Raw genomic sequence first — 16813 nt, 5'->3', positions numbered from 1 at the left:
ATCTCCGGATTAGGTACTGCCGCAGAATGAGTTTATCTTTGACTATTTAAAGTCAGCATACGGCGTCAACGGCTGAGGCGGTAAATCCATATCGCCGGACCAGGGCTCAAAATAGTAGCGTAAAAATACCAGTCCGTGGCTTGGAGTATAGTCTTTCGCCTGCTGAATATCGATGCCAGCGCCGATGTGCCAATGAGGCGTTAACTTACGCTCAATCAGGGCGCGTAGCGTATAGCCGGTTCCCGTACTGCTGCTGCCGCTCGACTTCGCGTCCCTGTCGGGGAGATCGACCGGCGTCAGCCCCTGTAGCGGATAGCGCGGGCTGCCGTCGGTTTTGGCGTGCGAAAGAGACACCGAACCGCCAATCTCCCACGACCAGTTCTCCGTTCGCTCCCGATACAGCACCGGCAGAGAGAGCGACAGATACTGCTGCGGGCTATAATAGCCCCCTTGCCCCAGCGTATAGTCGCTGAGATCTTTCTGATAGTGCCACCACATGGTGTTCACGCCAACCCGTACCTGACGGTGGGTTTCGTTGACGACCTTATAATAATAGCCCGCCATCGCCTGCATTCTCTCGTTATCCGCGACGTTTTTACCGGTCAACTGATGAAAGGCAACGTTGCCCCACATGCCGCTCGGTCCGCCGCGATCGTAGCTTAGATCGAGCTGGGCGCCGTTTTTACGCACGCCGCCCCAGGTCGTACCGGTATTCGGATCGACCGCCCCGCCGAACGACAGCAGGGAACTGGATACCGGGCGTCGAGACGCCGTCAGCGTCCACCCCAGATTGCGCCAGTCGCTGCCGTAGCTGACGCCGCCCACCCAGTCAACGACTTCAAAGCCCATCGGCGTGGTGCCGATATCCATCTGCCATCGGTCATCCTGCCAGCCTGCCGCCACGCTGGCGCCGCTGGACTTCTGACTCTTGTCCCTATCGCACCCGACTTCATAACAGGTGCCAAACTTCTCGTAGTATTTTCCATCGCTGTCCGTACTGAAGCTGCCGGCATCCATTGATACCGCGTCGGTGCGCAAGAAACCGGTGCCGCGTCCAACCGGGAAAGCCACGTGCAGCATGGTGGTATGCGCCTTGAGATCGGAAATGCCCCCGGTGCCGCTGGAGCCCCAGTAGTCGTGATCGAGCGTAACCGTCGTAGACTGCTGCTTGTACAACGATTCGGCGTCAGACTTTATGCCGCGCCTTAGCCAGTCGTCGCTATCGTCGCGGCGCATGTAGCGGGTAAAGGTTTCATCATCGATATCGGCCGTCGGGCTGATGCCGTAGGCAGCCATCGCGTATTTATAGGACGCCAGCGCCTCTTTGGGGTCTCCGCTTGTCGCCGAGGCCGACGCCGCGTCTCTCAAAAAGCGGGCGCGTTCCATATCTGGCTGCGCCGTAGGCTGTCTGGCTGAAGCCATCAGTTGAGAATACAGGCTTTCCGACTTCTCCCGTTCCCCCACCAAAGACCAGGCTCTGGCAAGACGACGGGCGGAGCCGAGGTCGTTTTCCTGCGCGTCAAGCGGCAGCGCGTTCAGCGACGTTTTGGCCTCGTCAAGCTGGCCGCCGGCAATCTGGGCTTCAATATTTCCCAGCAAGGCATCTTTGTTGTCCGGCTCTCTCGCCAAAATATAGCGATACTGCTCCTGCGCCTGCCCGGCGTCGTTACGAGCCATCGCCCATTCCGCCAAGGTCAGGTTAATGCGAGTGTTCTCAGGCTGCTGCTGTAAAAACGCGACCGCGGCGTCTTCGCCCTGTTCGGCGCGGATCTGCTCGGCTTCAGCGATAACTTGCTGCGCCTTAAGCCGTTGAGACAGTTCGCGAATGCCGTCGTCCCACTGGCTTGCTGGCAGCTTCTGTAGCGCTTCAACGGCCAGCGCGTCGCGATCGCTGCCCGACAGGTAAAGGGCATAGGCGTGGGTCCACTCGGCGTTTTGCCGGTGCGCATCCATGCCAGAGCTAAACGTGAGATCGGCCTCGCGCCCTTTCTGCATGCGCTGCATGACGTTCGCCAACCGATAGGTGAGCCAGGGGTCGTCCGGCGTTAGCTTTTTCGCCTGCAGGTACTTTTCTTCCGCCTGCGCCAGGCGACCATTCGCCGCCAGCGCTTCCGCCTGCTGCTTCAGGCTGTCCGCCGTCAGCGAATTCAGGCTGCTTTTCATGCCGTTTTTCACCGACGCGGGCAGGCTTTGTAAATAGGCTAGCGCCTTTTCCGGCGACTCTTTTTCATACAGGGAAACGAGCGACCGCACGGCAGAGCCGCTTCCCGGCTCGCGGCGCAGGGCTCTCTGATAGAGCGATTCCGCCGTATGCGCGTCGTTACGGGCCAAGGCGACATCGCCCAAGCCAATCAGGCTTTGCGCGTCCGTCGAGTCTACCGCGCCAGCCTGACGGTAGAGGGTCTCGGCCTCATCCAGCCGATTGTCTTTTAGCGCTTTCCCCGCACTGTCGATAAGCAGCCAGTAGCGGTTAGTCTGAATCAAGCTGTCGAGCTTACCGGCGAACTCAGCGTTTTTATCGTTCTCTTTTGCTTTGGCAAATGCCGCCAGCGCCTGCTGACGATTGCCGCTGCGGGCATAAGCTTGGCCAAGCGCGGTCAATAGTTCGGGGTCGTCAGGCGAAGCGCCAAGCGCCTGTCGAAGCGAAGCGATGGAACCCTGCCCCGCGCCCTTTTCCACCATCTCAAGGCCGCGAACCTTAGCGCGATAGGCAGGATCGTTCAGCAACGCCTGCTGGCGCTGCAGCTCTGAACGCGCTTCGTTTGCCACAGGCTGACCATCAAATACCGAGATAAACCGCTGAAGCTGGGCGACGCTTTGCTCGCTGGCCGCAGCGCCTTTTATCCTGTCATACCAAATATCGGCCGCTTGGCCAGCTCCGGCCGGGCTATGCGCCATGCTTTCAAGTACCTGATAGGCCTGCTGCGTCTTACCCTCGGCAAAAAGCGCATTGGCGGCCGCGGCCCCCAGTTCGCCAGAGGCGGGGAATCGCTTCTGCAAAGCCAGCAGTTTATCCAGAGCGCGAGCGCGCTCTCCCGGAATTCGACTGACCAGCGACCAGTACTCGACGGCCAAATCCAACGTCGGCATCTTTCCATCAAACAGCTCGTCAAACGCCGCCTTCGCCTGCTCCAGCTGCCCACCCGTCGCTAGCAGGCGCGCCTGTTGGAGCTTATTCTTTCCTTCCGGCTTCGCCAGCTCAATCTCCAACCTGGCGGTCAAGTAGGCGTCCGTACCGGGAGCCCGTTTTTCCAGCTGGCCCAGCAGTTGGGTCGCCTTGGCCAGGTCGCCCTGCCGCAGCGCATAATGGATCTGGGCGGACAGCGTCTCAGGGCTGTTGGGGCTGATTTTCTCCAGCCGGTAAAGCGACTCTTTCACCAGGTCGTCCCTGTGCGCCGCTTCGCCCAGTCGAATTTGCTCCTGAAGCCAGGCTTCGGGAGAAACGGCATCCGCCGCCAGCGCGGCCAGAGGAGATAGCGCAAAGGGCAGCAGAGCCAAAGAAAAAGAAATGCGGTGGGCAAAAACGTCCCGCAGGGATAAAGGGAAATGGTGGCGTTTCATTCTGTTCGTCATAGTCAGTCGGTCGCTTTGCATGAGCCTCTCTCCCAAGACGTCAGCAGCTCTCCCTGCGATGTAAAGCGGTAACGTTGCTGCTCCCATCCCAATCCAAACAGCGTCAACACGCTGCTATAGTAGGCATCGCTTCCGGGGAGGTGGGCAAGCACTCTCTCACGCTGAACCGACAGGGCGGGAGTGCCCGCCAGGAAGGGCAGCAGCGCCGCAGAAAAGCCGACCGGCCCCGTACCGCTGCCTTTTCCCGTTTGGGTATCCACCGTTTCCGGCGGGAGGCCCGCTTCCTGCGTCAGCTTGGCCATCGTTTGGTAGTGGGACATCAGCGCCCGCTTGTGCGGCGCATCGTCCGCCAACGTGCCAAGCCACAGGTAAACGCGGATAGCGTCATAGTCTCCCGTCGCGCCCGTCTTTTCATCGCTGAGCCAGCCCTTTTCGGGGCTCCATACTACCCAATCCGCCGCAACGCCCGCAGGAGCGGCTTCCAGCAGCATTTTCTGCGTCGTCGCCTCAACGTCGGCAAGCGTTCGGCTTTCACGCCCAAGCCTCGTCAGCAGTTGAGGAGGCAAATAGCTTGGGTTCAGCCGCCAACGTTTTTCCGCTTCGATAAACCCAACTCGCCCAGGCATCAGCATTGTCCCAAGGCCGGGGACGTTCACCACTTCATCTTTGACGATGCGCTGCAAAAAGCGCAGGCCTGCGACCTGATAGCCGCGCGAATGCCACAGCCTGCCGGCCTCCAACAGAGAGTAGGCAATCCAGAGATCGGCGTCGGAGGCCGAATTATCATCCAGCACGCCCCAGCTTCCGTCCTCCCGCTTACCCCACAGCCAAGCGGGCAGGCGGGCTGACAGGTCGCCTGCGGACAGATTGTTTTCCGTCCAGGCGAAAAGCCGACCGAAGGCGTCGCGATCTCCCGCCACCAGCGCAAAGAACATCGCGTAGCTCTGCCCTTCCGAAGTAGTGATATTTTTTCCGTCAGCGGGGTCGATAACCCGGCCGTCCTGACTGACGTAGTCTCGCTTAAAGCTCTGCCACTGCGGCCAGCCGCACTCGGCGGCCCATGCCTGTGCGACAAGCAGCCAGCTGCACAGCAGCACAATAGCCCGTTTCATCGCATTACTTTTCATTGCCGGGCCGTTCGCCGCCGGACAGGCGACGGCGACTGAGAATACGCAGGCCGCGCCACAGCATAATCGCAATCAGCACCACGCTCAGCGCGGCCATAACTGCCATCAACACCGGGTGATTCGACAGGCGATACCAGAGCTTATCCCACCACGGCAGGTAGCCGACGTAGTAGGTATCGCCGACGCGAAGGCTGCTAACGCCAGAGTCGCGTACGATGGAAACCGAGCCTGCCATCGCCGCGCGCTTGCCGCTGTCCCGCCAGGCGCCGTCCAGCAGCTGGAACCCTCGGTCTCCGCTGGCCATTAGCGCCACCACGCTGCGCTGCTCGTTATAGGGCGACTGAAAGCCGGTGATGGCGCCAATGGCGCCTTCCGAGCTTACCGCCGCATTAATCTGAGGCGTCGGTTCGGTCGGCTTCTGGGCTATGTCAACCGAACGTACGTCCAGGCGGTTTCTCTCTGGGCGATTAAGCTGGCTTTTTGCCCCCTCTATCAAAACCTCTACCTCTTTCTCCGGCTCGAAAGCGGAAGGCAGCGCGCCTATCAGCAAAACGTCCTTATCGGCATACTGCTTGTCGTCAGGGCTGGCGGTCAGCGTAACGCCCAGCGCGGGGTAGCCGACTTCAGAACCGATTTGCCCCAGAACGTTCAGCATCAGCGAAAGCTGAGCCGCACTTGGCTTTTCCGGTATCACAATCAGCGTGTCAGAAAGGTCCGCCATCCGGCTAAAGGGGAAGCCGGACTGGGCGAACGTTTTCAGCTCTGGCATAGCCAAATAGTGGCGATAGCCGGAAAAATCAACCGTGGAATCCTCATCGACAATGGCCTCATGCTTAACCGGCGTCATCGTACGACAGACGTCGACCGTACTGGCGCCGATGTTGGACACAAAGTCGAAGTCAAAGCGCAGACGGTTGTTTCCGCCAAGCTGGAAGGCAGGAATAAACACCTCTTCGCCCGCGTTCAAAAGCCCCTGAATAACCGGAATATGCATCACCTGCAGGCTCTTGCTTTCATAAGGTTTGAGCGGGAAAGCCTGCAAAAAGCGGCCGTTCAGGCTGACGTTCAGCCGGGAGTCGTCGACGTAGGCCGGCGGCGTATAGCGGTACTTCAGATCCAGCGTTACGCCCTGACTGCGCAGTAAAAACAGATCGGGCGGCAGCTTCATGTCCAAATCTATAGGGGATAAACGCCCGCCGGAAACGCTGAGCTGTTCTGGATACGACGTCAATTCACCAAGCCTTACCGGCCTGTCGGTATTAACCCAGTTCGGCGCGTCGTAAGGCTTGCGCGGCGCCAGCTGCTTAACGTCGTCAATCGTTACGCTCTGGCCGCGAAACAGCGGATCGCCCTGCGCGATGCCTTTAGCCGCGAGCAGCAGATCGTTATCGTCGCGCCCGAGCACCAGCAGCAGCTTGACGTAGGGATTGTCCGGATGGGAAATCATCTCTACCGTCGGCGCGGAAACGGCCGGGTAGTCCCGCAGGAAGTCGGGACGCCTGTCGTTGGTGGCGAACACCACGGCGTTGCTGTCCGGCAGCTGGTTAAACAGCACCGGGAAATTCTGCCCCCGCCACTGCGCCTTGGTGCCAAACCACGACGTTAGAATGGCCGCCGCCCGCTGCTGCTCGACGTCAGGCTCGGCGCCAAACACAACCGGCAACGTTAACGGCCGGAAGTCGCGGCTGTCGTAAAACGGCTCGGGGAAACGAGAAAGATCGTTTTTAACGTCCAACTTCTGGTAGGTCAACGCAACCGAGCTGGCCTTGCTGACGTCGATCCAAATGCTGCTGTGGGTCGGATCTTCACAGACGTCCTTATAGTGCCCCACCAGCTCCAGGCGAAGGCGGTTAAAGTCGCTGATAAAGCGAGCGTCGAGCGGCAGCGTTATCGTTCCCCGCTTGCCGGGCGATTCCTGATTAACCGCAACCACGCCCATCAGCTCATCGTTAAGATAAACTTTGATGTGAGACAGCAGCGGCAAAAGCGCCGGAGACACGGTGTAGTCCAGATTCAAAATGGCCTGAGAAACCACCTCGTCGCTGCGCACCGTAAAAGTCATCTGCGACGCGTTCTGTACGCCGCGAAGCACCAGACTGCCTTCCGGAGCCAGCGCCTTAAACGACAGCGTATCGCTGCGAACCGGGGCGGCTGGTTGTGCGTTCTCAGGCGCGACCTGTGCCGTCATCGCTTCGCCAGATGGCTCAAGCGAAGGCGTCGACACGCCCACCGGGTCGGCATAAACGGCGCCCGCCAGGCTTAACATCATCAGGCCCAATAGCCGCCGACGCCCTTTTAACCCACTGTGCTTTACTGTTGATTTTTCTGTTTTCATATCGATGCCGCTTCTTTTGGCTGCCGAACACGATGGGGCAAAAACGAGGTTAACCAAATGATAACCGACGCCATCCGTCCCAAAATTGAATAGAGAAAAGGCGGTGAGTATTCCAGCATCTTCTTATAGCCACGCAGCCCCAGCAGCATGACGTCCCGCATGCTGCTCATAGGCTTATCTTCCGGAACGCTGTTTTGCCATAGGGCCCAGGTATCCGCCCGAGCGAAAGTGCACTGCATAAAGTCAATGTGCTGCTGAGTAGTGACCAGTTGGAGCTGAACCCCCACCACGTTATTAAATGCCCTCATCACTTCGCAGGGGAAAGCAAACTCCTGCGAACCGCGCTTGAGAATAAGCGTCAGCCGGTCTCCTTTGCTGGCCAAATCCGGCTGTAGCATTTCAAGCCCCACGCCCGCATCGGAATAGTCGCGCAGCGTACAGGGAAACAGCCGCCCGTCCTCTCTGGCGATGGCCGCGGGCATTGAGATTTGAATGCGGTGGGAGTGGCGAACCTGTTTCGTTTCTACCGAAACGGCCACGGCGCCGCCCAAAACGATGAGGTTATAGGTAACCCACGCCGCGCTAACCAGTACAGTAGATATTTCATTTTGAGGGCCGCTGTAGATGCGCCAGGCTGCGGCAATCAGCCCGACGACGTTCAGAATGACCAAAATAAAATAGGGGCGAGAGATGACCCAGTCTACGTAGCTGTTTTCTACCAGCCCGCCCTTTGCCGTGACGTTAAATTTACCCTTATGGGGGTTAAACAGCGCGACCGTCGTTGGTCGGGCGATATACCAGGCCAGCACCGTTTCATAAATTTCACTCCAGAAAGAGTGGCGAAACTTTCCCTGAAGCCGCGAGTTGGTCAGGCTGGCGTGGATCATGTGCGGCAGCACGTAAAGGGCTATCGCCAGAGCCGGGGCAAAAATGATGTAGGCGTGGAAAAACAGGAAGGCCAGAGGCGCGGTCAAAAAGATAAGCCGGGGGATCCCCGCCAGGAAGTGCAGCATGGCGTTAACGTAGCAAAGCCGCTGGCTTAGCTTCAGCCCCCGGCCCAAAAGCGGGTTGTCCAAGCGGAAAATCTGCACCATGCCGCGCGCCCAACGAATGCGCTGGCTGATGTGGGCGGACAGCGTTTCGGTGGCAAGCCCGGCCGCCAGAGGGATTCGAATATAGGCGGACGTATAGCCCGCCCGGTGCAGGCGCAAAGAGGTATGCGCATCTTCCGTTACCGTTTCTACCGCAATGCCGCCGACTTCGTCCAGCGCGGTTCGCTTGATGACGGCGCAGGAGCCGCAGAAAAACGTCGCGTCCCACATGTCGTTGCCGTCTTGCACCAGGCCATAAAACAGTGACCCCTCGTTAGGCGTATGGCGAAACGAACCCAGATTGCGTTCAAAGGGGTCGGGAGAGAAAAAGTGGTGCGGCGTCTGCAGCATCGCCAGCTTTTTGTCTTTAAAAAACCAGCCCATGGTCAACTGCAGAAACGTGCGCGTCGGCACGTGGTCGCAGTCGAAAATAGCAACAAACTCGCCCTTGGCCTGCTTCAGCGCATGGTTGATGTTGCCGGCCTTGGCGTGCTCGTGGGTCGGCCGTGCAATATACTCAACGCCGACTTCTTCGGCGAACGCCCGGAACTCCGGCCGGTTGCCGTCGTCCAGAATGTAAATGGTTCTTCGGTCTTCCGGCCAGTCAACGCCAAGCGCAGCGTAGATGGTCGGTTTCACCACGTTCAGGCCCTCGTTGTAGGTGGGCACCATGATGTCTACGCTCGGCCACAGGGAAACGTCCTGCGGCAGCGGTACGGGCTTGCGGTGAAGCGGCCAAATGGTTTGGAAAAACCCAAGCACCAGCACAACCCAGGCGTAGGTTTCCGCCATCAGCAAAAGCAGGCCGCACATCAGGCTGACCGGGTCATCCCAGTTTAGCGTCGAAGTATATCGCCACCAGATATAGCGGGAGGAAACCGTAAGGGAAAGTACGATTAGCATCAGAGAGGCAAAGCGGCCCGGGATGCGGCGCATCACCATCGCAATCCCCCACAGCAGCAGAACGAAAATGAACTGCGCGAACAAATCGAACGGTTGGGAAACGCAAATAATGGCTAAAACGGCGGCCAACAGGCTGAAAAAGATAAAAACAACCTTGCGCAGCGTCGGATGCAAAGACCTCAGCCGTTCTTCAGAACGGGATTCCCACTTTCCTTTTTGCGCCAGATCCGGCAGGTGATGAAGCCACTGGGTCGCCTGATGATATCGGCCATGGCACCACGTTCGCAGGCTCCGACTCCAGCGGCGCAGCGTTAAAAGCGAAGGAGACTTTTCCTGCCGCACGGTGACCAGCCAAGCCCCCTGCACCACGTAGCGAATAACGTCGGCAGCGCGCGGCCTCTTCGCTGACACCTGGGGAAACCAGGCTTCACGGCTCTCCCTCACCTGTCGCCAGGCTGGCGACTCAAGACAAAGGACGCTCCACACAGCAACATAGCCAACGCAGTACAGCAGCGCGGTCAGCGGCCAGCTTCCACACTGGCGATAAGCGCTGTAACGCGCCGCTATCGCTTTCAAAGGCCCGGAAGGAATTATGATGCTGGCTACGGCTTTCAAAGGACGCATCGCTAACGCTCCCAGCCGCCAAACGTCAGGCACCATTCGCTTAGCTCATCGGCGTCGTGTGCAACCATGCTGCCCGGCTGGTACTCCCCTAACGGTTTTTTTACCGCCAGCGCTTCGGGCAACGCCTCATCGGCGTGAAGCGCGATGGGAATCAAATTCGCCAATTCGCTTCGCCAAAGGCGACAAATGTCCTGTTGGAGCTCAAACGAGGGAGAAAACCGATTTATAAGAAAAAAACCGTTTCGCCGTGGCGCATTTTGCTTCGCCAACAGGTAACAGGCCGGATCCGGATTAAGCAAAGAAATAGAAAAATCCGCCAGCGAATTAGCCCATTGTTTCAACCATGAAGGGGTTGAAGAAGCGTCAATAACCACCCAGTCATAGTGTGATTCATTCAGAAAATACAACGCTTTTTGTTTATTATTATCGTCACCGCTATTTTGAACAGTTAGTCTCTTTTTTAATTCTGCTTCTTGTCCTTCGTTTAATAAACCGAAAGGCAAATAGTCTATTTTTAAAGCGTAGTTTATAGGCGTTACCGACATGGTGCGAATAAGCATCAATGCCCAACCGTCTTTATCTTCCCAGGAATGATTAAAATAAAGTCGCAACAGATTGGACACACTAAAATCCAGCGCTAAAACGGACTTCCCTCGCTGAGCAAGCGCCCATGCAAGAGAAGCGCAAACGGACGTCGCCCCGCATCCCCCTCGAACGCCGTCAATCACGGCGATTCTGGTCATGCTTCAACCTTCTTATCGTGCAGTTCGGCCAGCAGAGGCCAGCGAGAGCGCGCCGCAGCCAGAGCGTGACTTCCCGAGAAGTCCTGATAGTCAACGGAAGAAAGGTGATAGGCTTTAGCTACGGCCACAATATCGCTACGATCGCCATTCGAAGCATTGAGTCCCTGCGTCTGATTCCGTCCCTGCTGTTGCCCCTCGCCAGCGTCAGTTATTTCGTCACTCATTTTATAACTCGATCGGTTAAGCCACTTTATTCAGTGTAGACGATAACAAGAATTTTGCTTTTAACGGGTAAAACGTAACCCCCTAAGACAAATACGTTTTCGCTTCGTGCAATAACGAATGGCTCAGGTAAAACCCCAATTAAATAAAGGTATCTAAATGTCAAGCTGTGCTAGCATAATAACAGATGTCTTATGAACAAAAAATGGAATAAGGGATTAAAGTACATATCGTCAGAAATGATATAGGCATTATTTCTGTACACTTTTCATAATCTGACATTTATTTTGTGGTTTACCTAACCGCCAACGGCGCGCAGGCTATTATTTAAATACAGCGAAATTAATCGACATATACTTTCAAGCGCTCTAATGGTGAAATGCCAGCCCCGAAAAGGAAAACTCCTAAGGAATAAACGATAAACGCGGGAGGCTGAACGGCAAAGTATGGCGAAAATAAAAACGGTTACTGTGGATAACTAGAATTAATATGACGAAAAATGAAAACATTTCCCCATTGCCCGCAGCGACAGAGGGCAGCGTGTGGAAAAACTGGCAGGGCCTTCGCGGATGGAACTACTACTTCCTGATCAAATTCGCCCTGCTCTGGGGCGGCTATCTCAACTTTCATCCGCTGGCCAATCTGGTCTTCGTCGCCGCCGTACTTTTCCCTCTTCCCGCAGGAAAAATCCGAACGCTGCGCAATCTTATCGCCATCCCGGTAGGCCTGGCGCTGTTTTATTACGATACCTGGCTGCCCAGCCTCGACAGCATCATCAGCCTGCGCGGCCAGGCAACCAGCATGAGCCTGAGCTATGTGCTGGAGTTCCTACAGCGCTTCATCAACTGGAGCTGGGTAGGCGCCGCATTTGCCCTGTGGGTTGGCTACCTGTTTACCTCTCAATGGATCCGCTTTACGCCGTTCATCGTTGCGGCGCTCGTCTGGCTCAACGTCATCACGCTGGACGGCCCGGCCGTTTCCCTTCTACCGTCGGCAACGACAGCTCAGAACGTTACTGCGACGGAGGGCGCACAGCCGCCAGCAGCAGACGGCAAGGGGAGCGCGCCGGATGCCGCCGGACCGCCGACCGAACAAAACCTGTCGGCCTACTATGACGGCTTTATCCAACAGCAAAAGGGACTGCGTACCTCATTTCCAAGCGCATTACCGGCTGACGCGGTGCCGTTTGACCTGCTGATCGTCAACGTCTGCTCCCTTTCATGGTCGGACATGCAGGCCGCTGGCCTGACGGAACATCCGCTGTGGAAAAAGATGAACATCGTCTTTGACGACTTCAACTCGGCCACCTCTTACAGCGGCCCCGCAGCCATTCGCCTTGCTCGCGCCAGCTGCGGACAGACAACCCATACCGCCCTTTACAGTGCGGCGGACAGACAGTGCTATCTGTTCAATAACCTCGAACAGCTAGGGTTTAAAAATGCGCTGGTTATGGACCACTCAGGCAAGTTCGGCAACTACCTGCAGGAACTGCGCGACTATGCGGGAATTCAGGCACAGCCGCTGCCGCCGGGGAACGTCAAGCCTGAGCTGGTTTCCTTCGACGGTGAACCGCTGTACCGGGATCTCGGCATGCTGAAGTCGTGGCTGGACGCGCGCCAGAAAGATGCCTCCGAACGAACGGCCACGTTCTATAACACGATTGAGCTGCACGACGGCAACCGCAGTAGCGCCACTAACAAGCCAGTAGAGTACAAAAAGCGTCTGCAGGATCTGTTTGACGACCTCGATGAGTTTCTTGATGAGCTGGACAAGTCCGGCAGGAAAATCATGGTCGTTATCGTTCCTGAGCATGGAGCGGCGCTGGTTGGAGATAAAATGCAAGTTTCAGGCCTGCGCGATATTCCAAGCCCAAGCATCACTCACGTTCCGGCAGGCGTCCGCCTGATAGGCGATAAGGCGACGACGGTTCAGCCGCTTCATATAACGCAACCGAGCAGCTATCTGGCCATTTCCGAACTGGTAAACAGAACGCTGGACGGCAAGCTGTTCAACGCCGAGCAGATTGACTGGCAGGCCCTGACGGCGAACCTGCCGCAGACGCCGGCGGTATCGGAAACCTCCAACACCGTCGTGATGAAGTATCAGGATAAGTTCTACATCCGCCTCAAGGGCGCCAGCTGGACCCCTTATCCACAGTGATGAGCGAAAGCCTCTATACACAAACGCGAAATCATTCAAAAAACAAAATCCCCGGCGTACAGAGTACACCGGGGATTTTTAATTTGGTCGGCGAGAGAGGATTTGAACCTCCGACCCACACGTCCCGAACGTGTTGCGCTACCAGGCTGCGCTACTCGCCGTTAAGCTGGCCGCATGTTACTGCTGCTTTCACCTTTCGTCAATGCCTTATCCATATGAAAATAGCCGTTTGGTTAAGAAGTAACTCCTGAAATCGCTCAAGGTCAATGAAAATAAGTGATATCCTAAGCGGCGTTCTACCGTTACTCGCAGCGGCGGATACATCCCAGAAATATCGTAAAGTCACGCCTTCCCTTTTTTCTGCGAAGGCAGCAACACCGGTGAGGAAATATTCATGGCGGATTGGGTTACGGGCAAAGTGGTTAAGATCGATAACTGGACAGAAAGTTTATTTAGCCTAAAAATTAATGCCCCCGTTCACAGCTTTACCGCGGGGCAGTTTGCCAAGCTGGCTTTGGATGTTGAAGGCGAACGCGTGCAGCGCGCTTACTCCTACGTGAACTCCCCGACCAACCCCGAGCTTGAGTTTTATCTGGTTACCGTCCCCGAGGGCAGGCTAAGCCCCAAGCTACGCGCCCTGAAAGAAGGCGACGACGTACTGGTTACGACGGACGCCGCCGGCTTCTTCGTATTGGAAGAGGTTCCCTGTGCCGATACGCTGTGGATGCTGTCTACCGGTACCGCCATTGGCCCGTTCCTCTCCATCCTGCAGCTGGGCCAGGACCTGGAGCGCTTTAACAATATCGTACTGGTGCACGCCGTTCGTTATCAGCGGGATCTCAGCTACCTGCCGCTCATGCGCGAACTGGAAAAACGCTATCAGGGAAAGCTGCGTATTCAGACCGTCGTCAGCCGCGAACGCGCGGAAGGCTCGCTGCACGGGCGAATTCCCGCGCTTATCGAGAGCGGCGAGCTGGAGGAGAGCGTCGGCCTGAAGATTAGCCCTGAAAGCGGCCACGTTATGCTGTGCGGTAATCCGGAAATGACCAAGGACACTCAACAGCTGCTTAAACAGCAGCGCGGAATGGCAAAGCACCTGCGCCGTAAGCCGGGGCATATCACCAGCGAACAGTACTGGTAGCCGTCGGCGCACGCATTCTCAGGAACATGACATGTTGAAAAAAACAGGAACAATGTGCCTTCTGGCCTTCACGATGACGTTCGCAGCGATAGCATTCGCTCACGGCGAAGAGAAACCCGCGCCCGCACTCGGCGTAGGCCAGTCCGAGCCTGCCGTTGCGCCTTACCTGAGAGAAGAAGCCCCCGCGTTCAACCTGACGATTCAACAGTTCAGAGACAAGTTTAACGCTGCAAACCCCGGCCTCACGCTGGCGGAATACAAAATCATTAAACAGCAGGAAGATAAATCGCCGATCGTTCGCGCCGCAAGCCGCATCAACACGACGCTCTACTCTTCCGTGGCGCTGGAAAAGAGCCAGCGCCAAATAAAAAGCCTGCAGTTAACCTATCTGCCTGCAGCAACGGCGCTCTCCGTGCCGGAGACGGCCGAAAGCGCGGCCAAGCGAGAAAAGGCCGCCGCCGAGCTGATGACGAACTACATGGCCGCCTTCATACTGCTGTTTGAGCCCACCCAAACCCGGCAATCCTGCCGCCAAAAGGCCATTGAGCTGCTGAAAAGGGGTAAAGGAGAGCCGTTTTATCAACAAACGGAAGGCACACTCCGTTTTGTAATAGCGGATCGCGGTGAAAAGGGTATAACATTCGCACTTGAACCGATTAAGCTGTCGCTATCTGACAAGTAGCGCGGTAAAACCCAAATGGCTCACAGAGTGGGACAAAAAACCAAGCCTTCTGTATTGAGTCACTCTATACTATGAAACACGCCAGCGCGGCTGCGTTCGTACTGAAACTGCGCCGCGACTATCAAAGCTATCACCATAAAACACGATTGGAGAAAAAATATGCGTCATCCACTAGTTATGGGAAACTGGAAACTCAACGGCAGCAGACATATGGTCAATGAGTTGATAGCGGGTCTTCGTCAGGAACTGAGTAGCGTAGACGGCTGTGGCGTCGCTATTGCACCGCCGTTTATTTATCTGGACCAGGCGAAGCACGAGCTTGCCGGTAGCCGCATCGCCTTGGGTGCGCAAAACGTTGACGTTAACCTGTCCGGCGCGTTTACCGGCGAAACCTCTGCCAACATGCTTAAAGACATTGGCGCCAAATATATCATCATCGGCCACTCCGAGCGCCGCACTTATCATAAAGAGAGCGATGAAGTTATCGCTGAAAAATTCGCCATTCTGAAAGAGGCCGGCCTGATCCCCGTTCTGTGCATCGGTGAAACCGAAGCAGAAAACGAAGCTGGCCAAACGGAAGCCGTATGCGCCAGGCAGATTGACGCCGTATTAAAGACGCTGGGCGCTAAAGCGATGGAAGGCACCGTTATCGCCTATGAACCCGTATGGGCTATCGGTACCGGCAAGTCCGCCACCCCGGCCCAAGCGCAGGCGGTGCACAAGTTTATCCGCGATCACGTCGCTAAGCACGACGCGCAGGTCGCCGCCGGCCTTATCATTCAGTACGGCGGTTCCGTCAATGCGGCTAACGCGGCCGAGCTGTTCTCCCAGCCGGACATCGACGGCGCGCTGGTTGGCGGTGCATCGCTGAAGGCCGACGCGTTCGCAACTATCGTAAAAGCCGCTGCTGAAGCGAAAAAAGCGAAGTAAGATAGAGAGATAAATAAAAACGCCCGGCGCAGCTAGCGTCGGGCGTTTTTATTGGGCACGCGGCCTAAGTTAGTACAGCTCTTTTGCCGTCTTCAACCAGTCGCTCTTAAACGGACGCTTCATATTCTCAATCGCGTCGATGATGTCGTGATGCACCATCTTTTCGTTCTGAATGCCGACGCAGCGACCGCCATATCCCTGAAGCAGCAGGTCAATAGCATAAGCCCCCATGCGTGAGGCCAAAATTCGGTCATAGGCAACCGGAGAACCGCCGCGCTGGATGTGGCCCAGCACCGTCGCCCGCGTATCGCGATGGGTTTTTTCCTGAATGTATTTCGCCAGCTCATCGATGTCGCATACGTGCTCGGTAATGGCCACAATTGCGTGCTTCTTGCCCTTGCTGATGCCCGCCATGATCTCTTCCACCAAATCATCTGGCTTAAACTCGATCTCAGGCAGGACGATAAACTCACAGCCGCCGGCGATAGCCGCCGCCATCGTCAGATCGCCGCAGTGTCGCCCCATGACTTCTACGATGGAAATGCGTTGGTGAGATGAAGAGGTATCGCGCAGACGGTCAATGGCCTCAACCACGGTTTGCAGGGCGGTAAAGAAGCCGATGGTGTAGTCAGTACCGGCAACGTCGTTATCAATCGTTCCCGGCAGGCCGATGCAGGCAATGCCGCGTTCGGTCAACAGCTTGGCGCCCATATAAGAACCATCTCCACCGATAACGACAAGCGCATCTATTCCACGGTTTTTCAGGTTGTTTATGCCCTTTTCCCGCACCGCAGGGTCTTTAAACTCCGGATAGCGCACCGAACCTAAAAACGTGCCGCCGCGGTTAATAACGTCGGAGACGCTATAGCGATCCAGCCGCTCCATGCGGTCTTCACACAGCCCCTGATAGCCATCATAAATGCCGAAGACTTCCAGTCCTTGGGATAATGCCGAGCGAACGACGCCTCGAATAGCCGCATTCATCCCCGGAGCATCGCCCCCGCTCGTTAAAACGCCAATTCTTTTGATCATGACTACCTCTGAACTGAAGATGTTATTTTGAGATATCGTTTTACGACAAGCCACGTCAGACATAACGGTAAAGCTGGCAGAACCGGCCCTACGATAACAGGCCGTCGGCGGGAAAGCGTAGGGTAACCCGCTTTGACCAGAGTACGTTAAACGTACGGTCAGCCAACCGACGCGTACTGTGTATCAGTATAGCAAAGCGGATTGGCTGAATTGATTCAGTTTAAGCTAAAAAGCGTAACGATTTACAGCA

General features: G+C 56.5%; 11 protein-coding genes and 1 tRNA gene. 4 read left to right on the top strand and 8 right to left on the bottom strand.

Features of this window, described 5'->3' with window-relative positions:
• Positions 1-42: 42 nt before the first annotated feature.
• From bcsC to bcsR, 6 genes are read right to left on the bottom strand one after another with little or no spacing between them, the layout of a single operon-like run.
• Positions 43-3594: a cellulose synthase complex outer membrane protein BcsC gene (bcsC, locus tag V8L73_RS01375; RefSeq protein WP_347253954.1), complete on the bottom strand. Its 3552-nt coding sequence runs from the start codon at positions 3592-3594 to the stop codon at positions 43-45.
• Positions 3576-4685, bottom strand: coding sequence for a cellulose synthase complex periplasmic endoglucanase BcsZ (gene bcsZ, locus V8L73_RS01370; protein ID WP_347253952.1), 1110 nt, complete (start codon positions 4683-4685; stop codon positions 3576-3578). The genes bcsC and bcsZ overlap by 19 nt, the downstream gene beginning before the upstream one ends.
• Positions 4686-4689: 4 nt before the next feature.
• Positions 4690-7035 (bottom strand): cellulose biosynthesis cyclic di-GMP-binding regulatory protein BcsB, encoded by a 2346-nt coding sequence (gene bcsB / locus V8L73_RS01365; protein WP_347253951.1) that lies wholly within the window; start codon positions 7033-7035, stop codon positions 4690-4692.
• Positions 7032-9644, bottom strand: coding sequence for a UDP-forming cellulose synthase catalytic subunit (gene bcsA, locus V8L73_RS01360; RefSeq protein WP_422655632.1), 2613 nt, complete (start codon positions 9642-9644; stop codon positions 7032-7034). The genes bcsB and bcsA overlap by 4 nt, the downstream gene beginning before the upstream one ends.
• 11 nt (positions 9645-9655) lie before the next feature.
• Complete coding sequence (bcsQ, locus tag V8L73_RS01355; RefSeq protein WP_347253949.1) at positions 9656-10396, bottom strand: cellulose biosynthesis protein BcsQ; 741 nt, start codon at positions 10394-10396, stop codon at positions 9656-9658.
• A complete protein-coding gene (bcsR, locus tag V8L73_RS01350; RefSeq protein WP_261831773.1) occupies positions 10393-10620 on the bottom strand; it encodes a cellulose biosynthesis protein BcsR in 228 nt (75 codons plus the stop codon). Before bcsR ends, bcsQ begins: the two co-directional genes overlap by 4 nt.
• 487 nt (positions 10621-11107) lie before the next feature.
• Between bcsR and bcsG the strand changes: the two genes are divergently transcribed.
• On the top strand, positions 11108-12778 hold the full coding sequence (gene bcsG, locus V8L73_RS01345; RefSeq protein WP_051155583.1) for a cellulose biosynthesis protein BcsG: 1671 nt from the start codon (positions 11108-11110) through the stop codon (positions 12776-12778).
• Between the two features lie 84 nt (positions 12779-12862).
• On the opposite strand, the gene V8L73_RS01340 is transcribed toward bcsG, so the two are convergent.
• Positions 12863-12939, bottom strand: a tRNA-Pro gene (locus V8L73_RS01340).
• 233 nt (positions 12940-13172) lie between these two features.
• Between V8L73_RS01340 and fpr the strand changes: the two genes are divergently transcribed.
• From fpr to tpiA, 3 genes are all read left to right on the top strand, one after another.
• On the top strand, positions 13173-13919 hold the full coding sequence (fpr, locus tag V8L73_RS01335) for a ferredoxin--NADP(+) reductase (RefSeq protein WP_347253948.1): 747 nt from the start codon (positions 13173-13175) through the stop codon (positions 13917-13919).
• 31 nt (positions 13920-13950) lie between these two features.
• Entirely contained in the window at positions 13951-14601 is a 651-nt protein-coding gene (locus tag V8L73_RS01330) for a DUF1454 family protein (protein ID WP_347253947.1), read from the top strand.
• Between the two features lie 159 nt (positions 14602-14760).
• On the top strand, positions 14761-15531 hold the full coding sequence (gene tpiA / locus V8L73_RS01325) for a triose-phosphate isomerase (protein ID WP_027273603.1): 771 nt from the start codon (positions 14761-14763) through the stop codon (positions 15529-15531).
• A 69-nt stretch (positions 15532-15600) separates the two neighbouring features.
• On the opposite strand, the gene pfkA is transcribed toward tpiA, so the two are convergent.
• A complete protein-coding gene (gene pfkA, locus V8L73_RS01320; RefSeq protein WP_261831777.1) occupies positions 15601-16563 on the bottom strand; it encodes a 6-phosphofructokinase in 963 nt (320 codons plus the stop codon).
• Positions 16564-16813 lie beyond the last annotated feature (250 nt).

Origin of the sequence: Leminorella grimontii (genome assembly GCF_039789245.1) — a bacterium.
Classification (GTDB): Bacteria; Pseudomonadota; Gammaproteobacteria; order Enterobacterales; family Enterobacteriaceae; genus Leminorella; species Leminorella grimontii.
This window is presented reverse-complemented; position numbering and strand designations above follow the sequence as displayed.

What these genes read in the sequence shown, in the direction of transcription:
- bcsC (WP_347253954.1), bottom strand. Translation starts at nt 3,594, where the DNA reads ATGCAAAGCGACCGACTGACTATGACGAACAGAATGAAACGCCACCAT.
- bcsZ (WP_347253952.1), bottom strand. Translation starts at nt 4,685, where the DNA reads ATGAAACGGGCTATTGTGCTGCTGTGCAGCTGGCTGCTTGTCGCACAG.
- bcsB (WP_347253951.1), bottom strand. Translation starts at nt 7,035, where the DNA reads ATGAAAACAGAAAAATCAACAGTAAAGCACAGTGGGTTAAAAGGGCGT.
- bcsQ (WP_347253949.1), bottom strand. Translation starts at nt 10,396, where the DNA reads ATGACCAGAATCGCCGTGATTGACGGCGTTCGAGGGGGATGCGGGGCG.
- bcsR (WP_261831773.1), bottom strand. Translation starts at nt 10,620, where the DNA reads ATGAGTGACGAAATAACTGACGCTGGCGAGGGGCAACAGCAGGGACGG.
- bcsG (WP_051155583.1), top strand. Translation starts at nt 11,108, where the DNA reads ATGACGAAAAATGAAAACATTTCCCCATTGCCCGCAGCGACAGAGGGC.
- fpr (WP_347253948.1), top strand. Translation starts at nt 13,173, where the DNA reads ATGGCGGATTGGGTTACGGGCAAAGTGGTTAAGATCGATAACTGGACA.
- V8L73_RS01330 (WP_347253947.1), top strand. Translation starts at nt 13,951, where the DNA reads ATGTTGAAAAAAACAGGAACAATGTGCCTTCTGGCCTTCACGATGACG.
- tpiA (WP_027273603.1), top strand. Translation starts at nt 14,761, where the DNA reads ATGCGTCATCCACTAGTTATGGGAAACTGGAAACTCAACGGCAGCAGA.
- pfkA (WP_261831777.1), bottom strand. Translation starts at nt 16,563, where the DNA reads ATGATCAAAAGAATTGGCGTTTTAACGAGCGGGGGCGATGCTCCGGGG.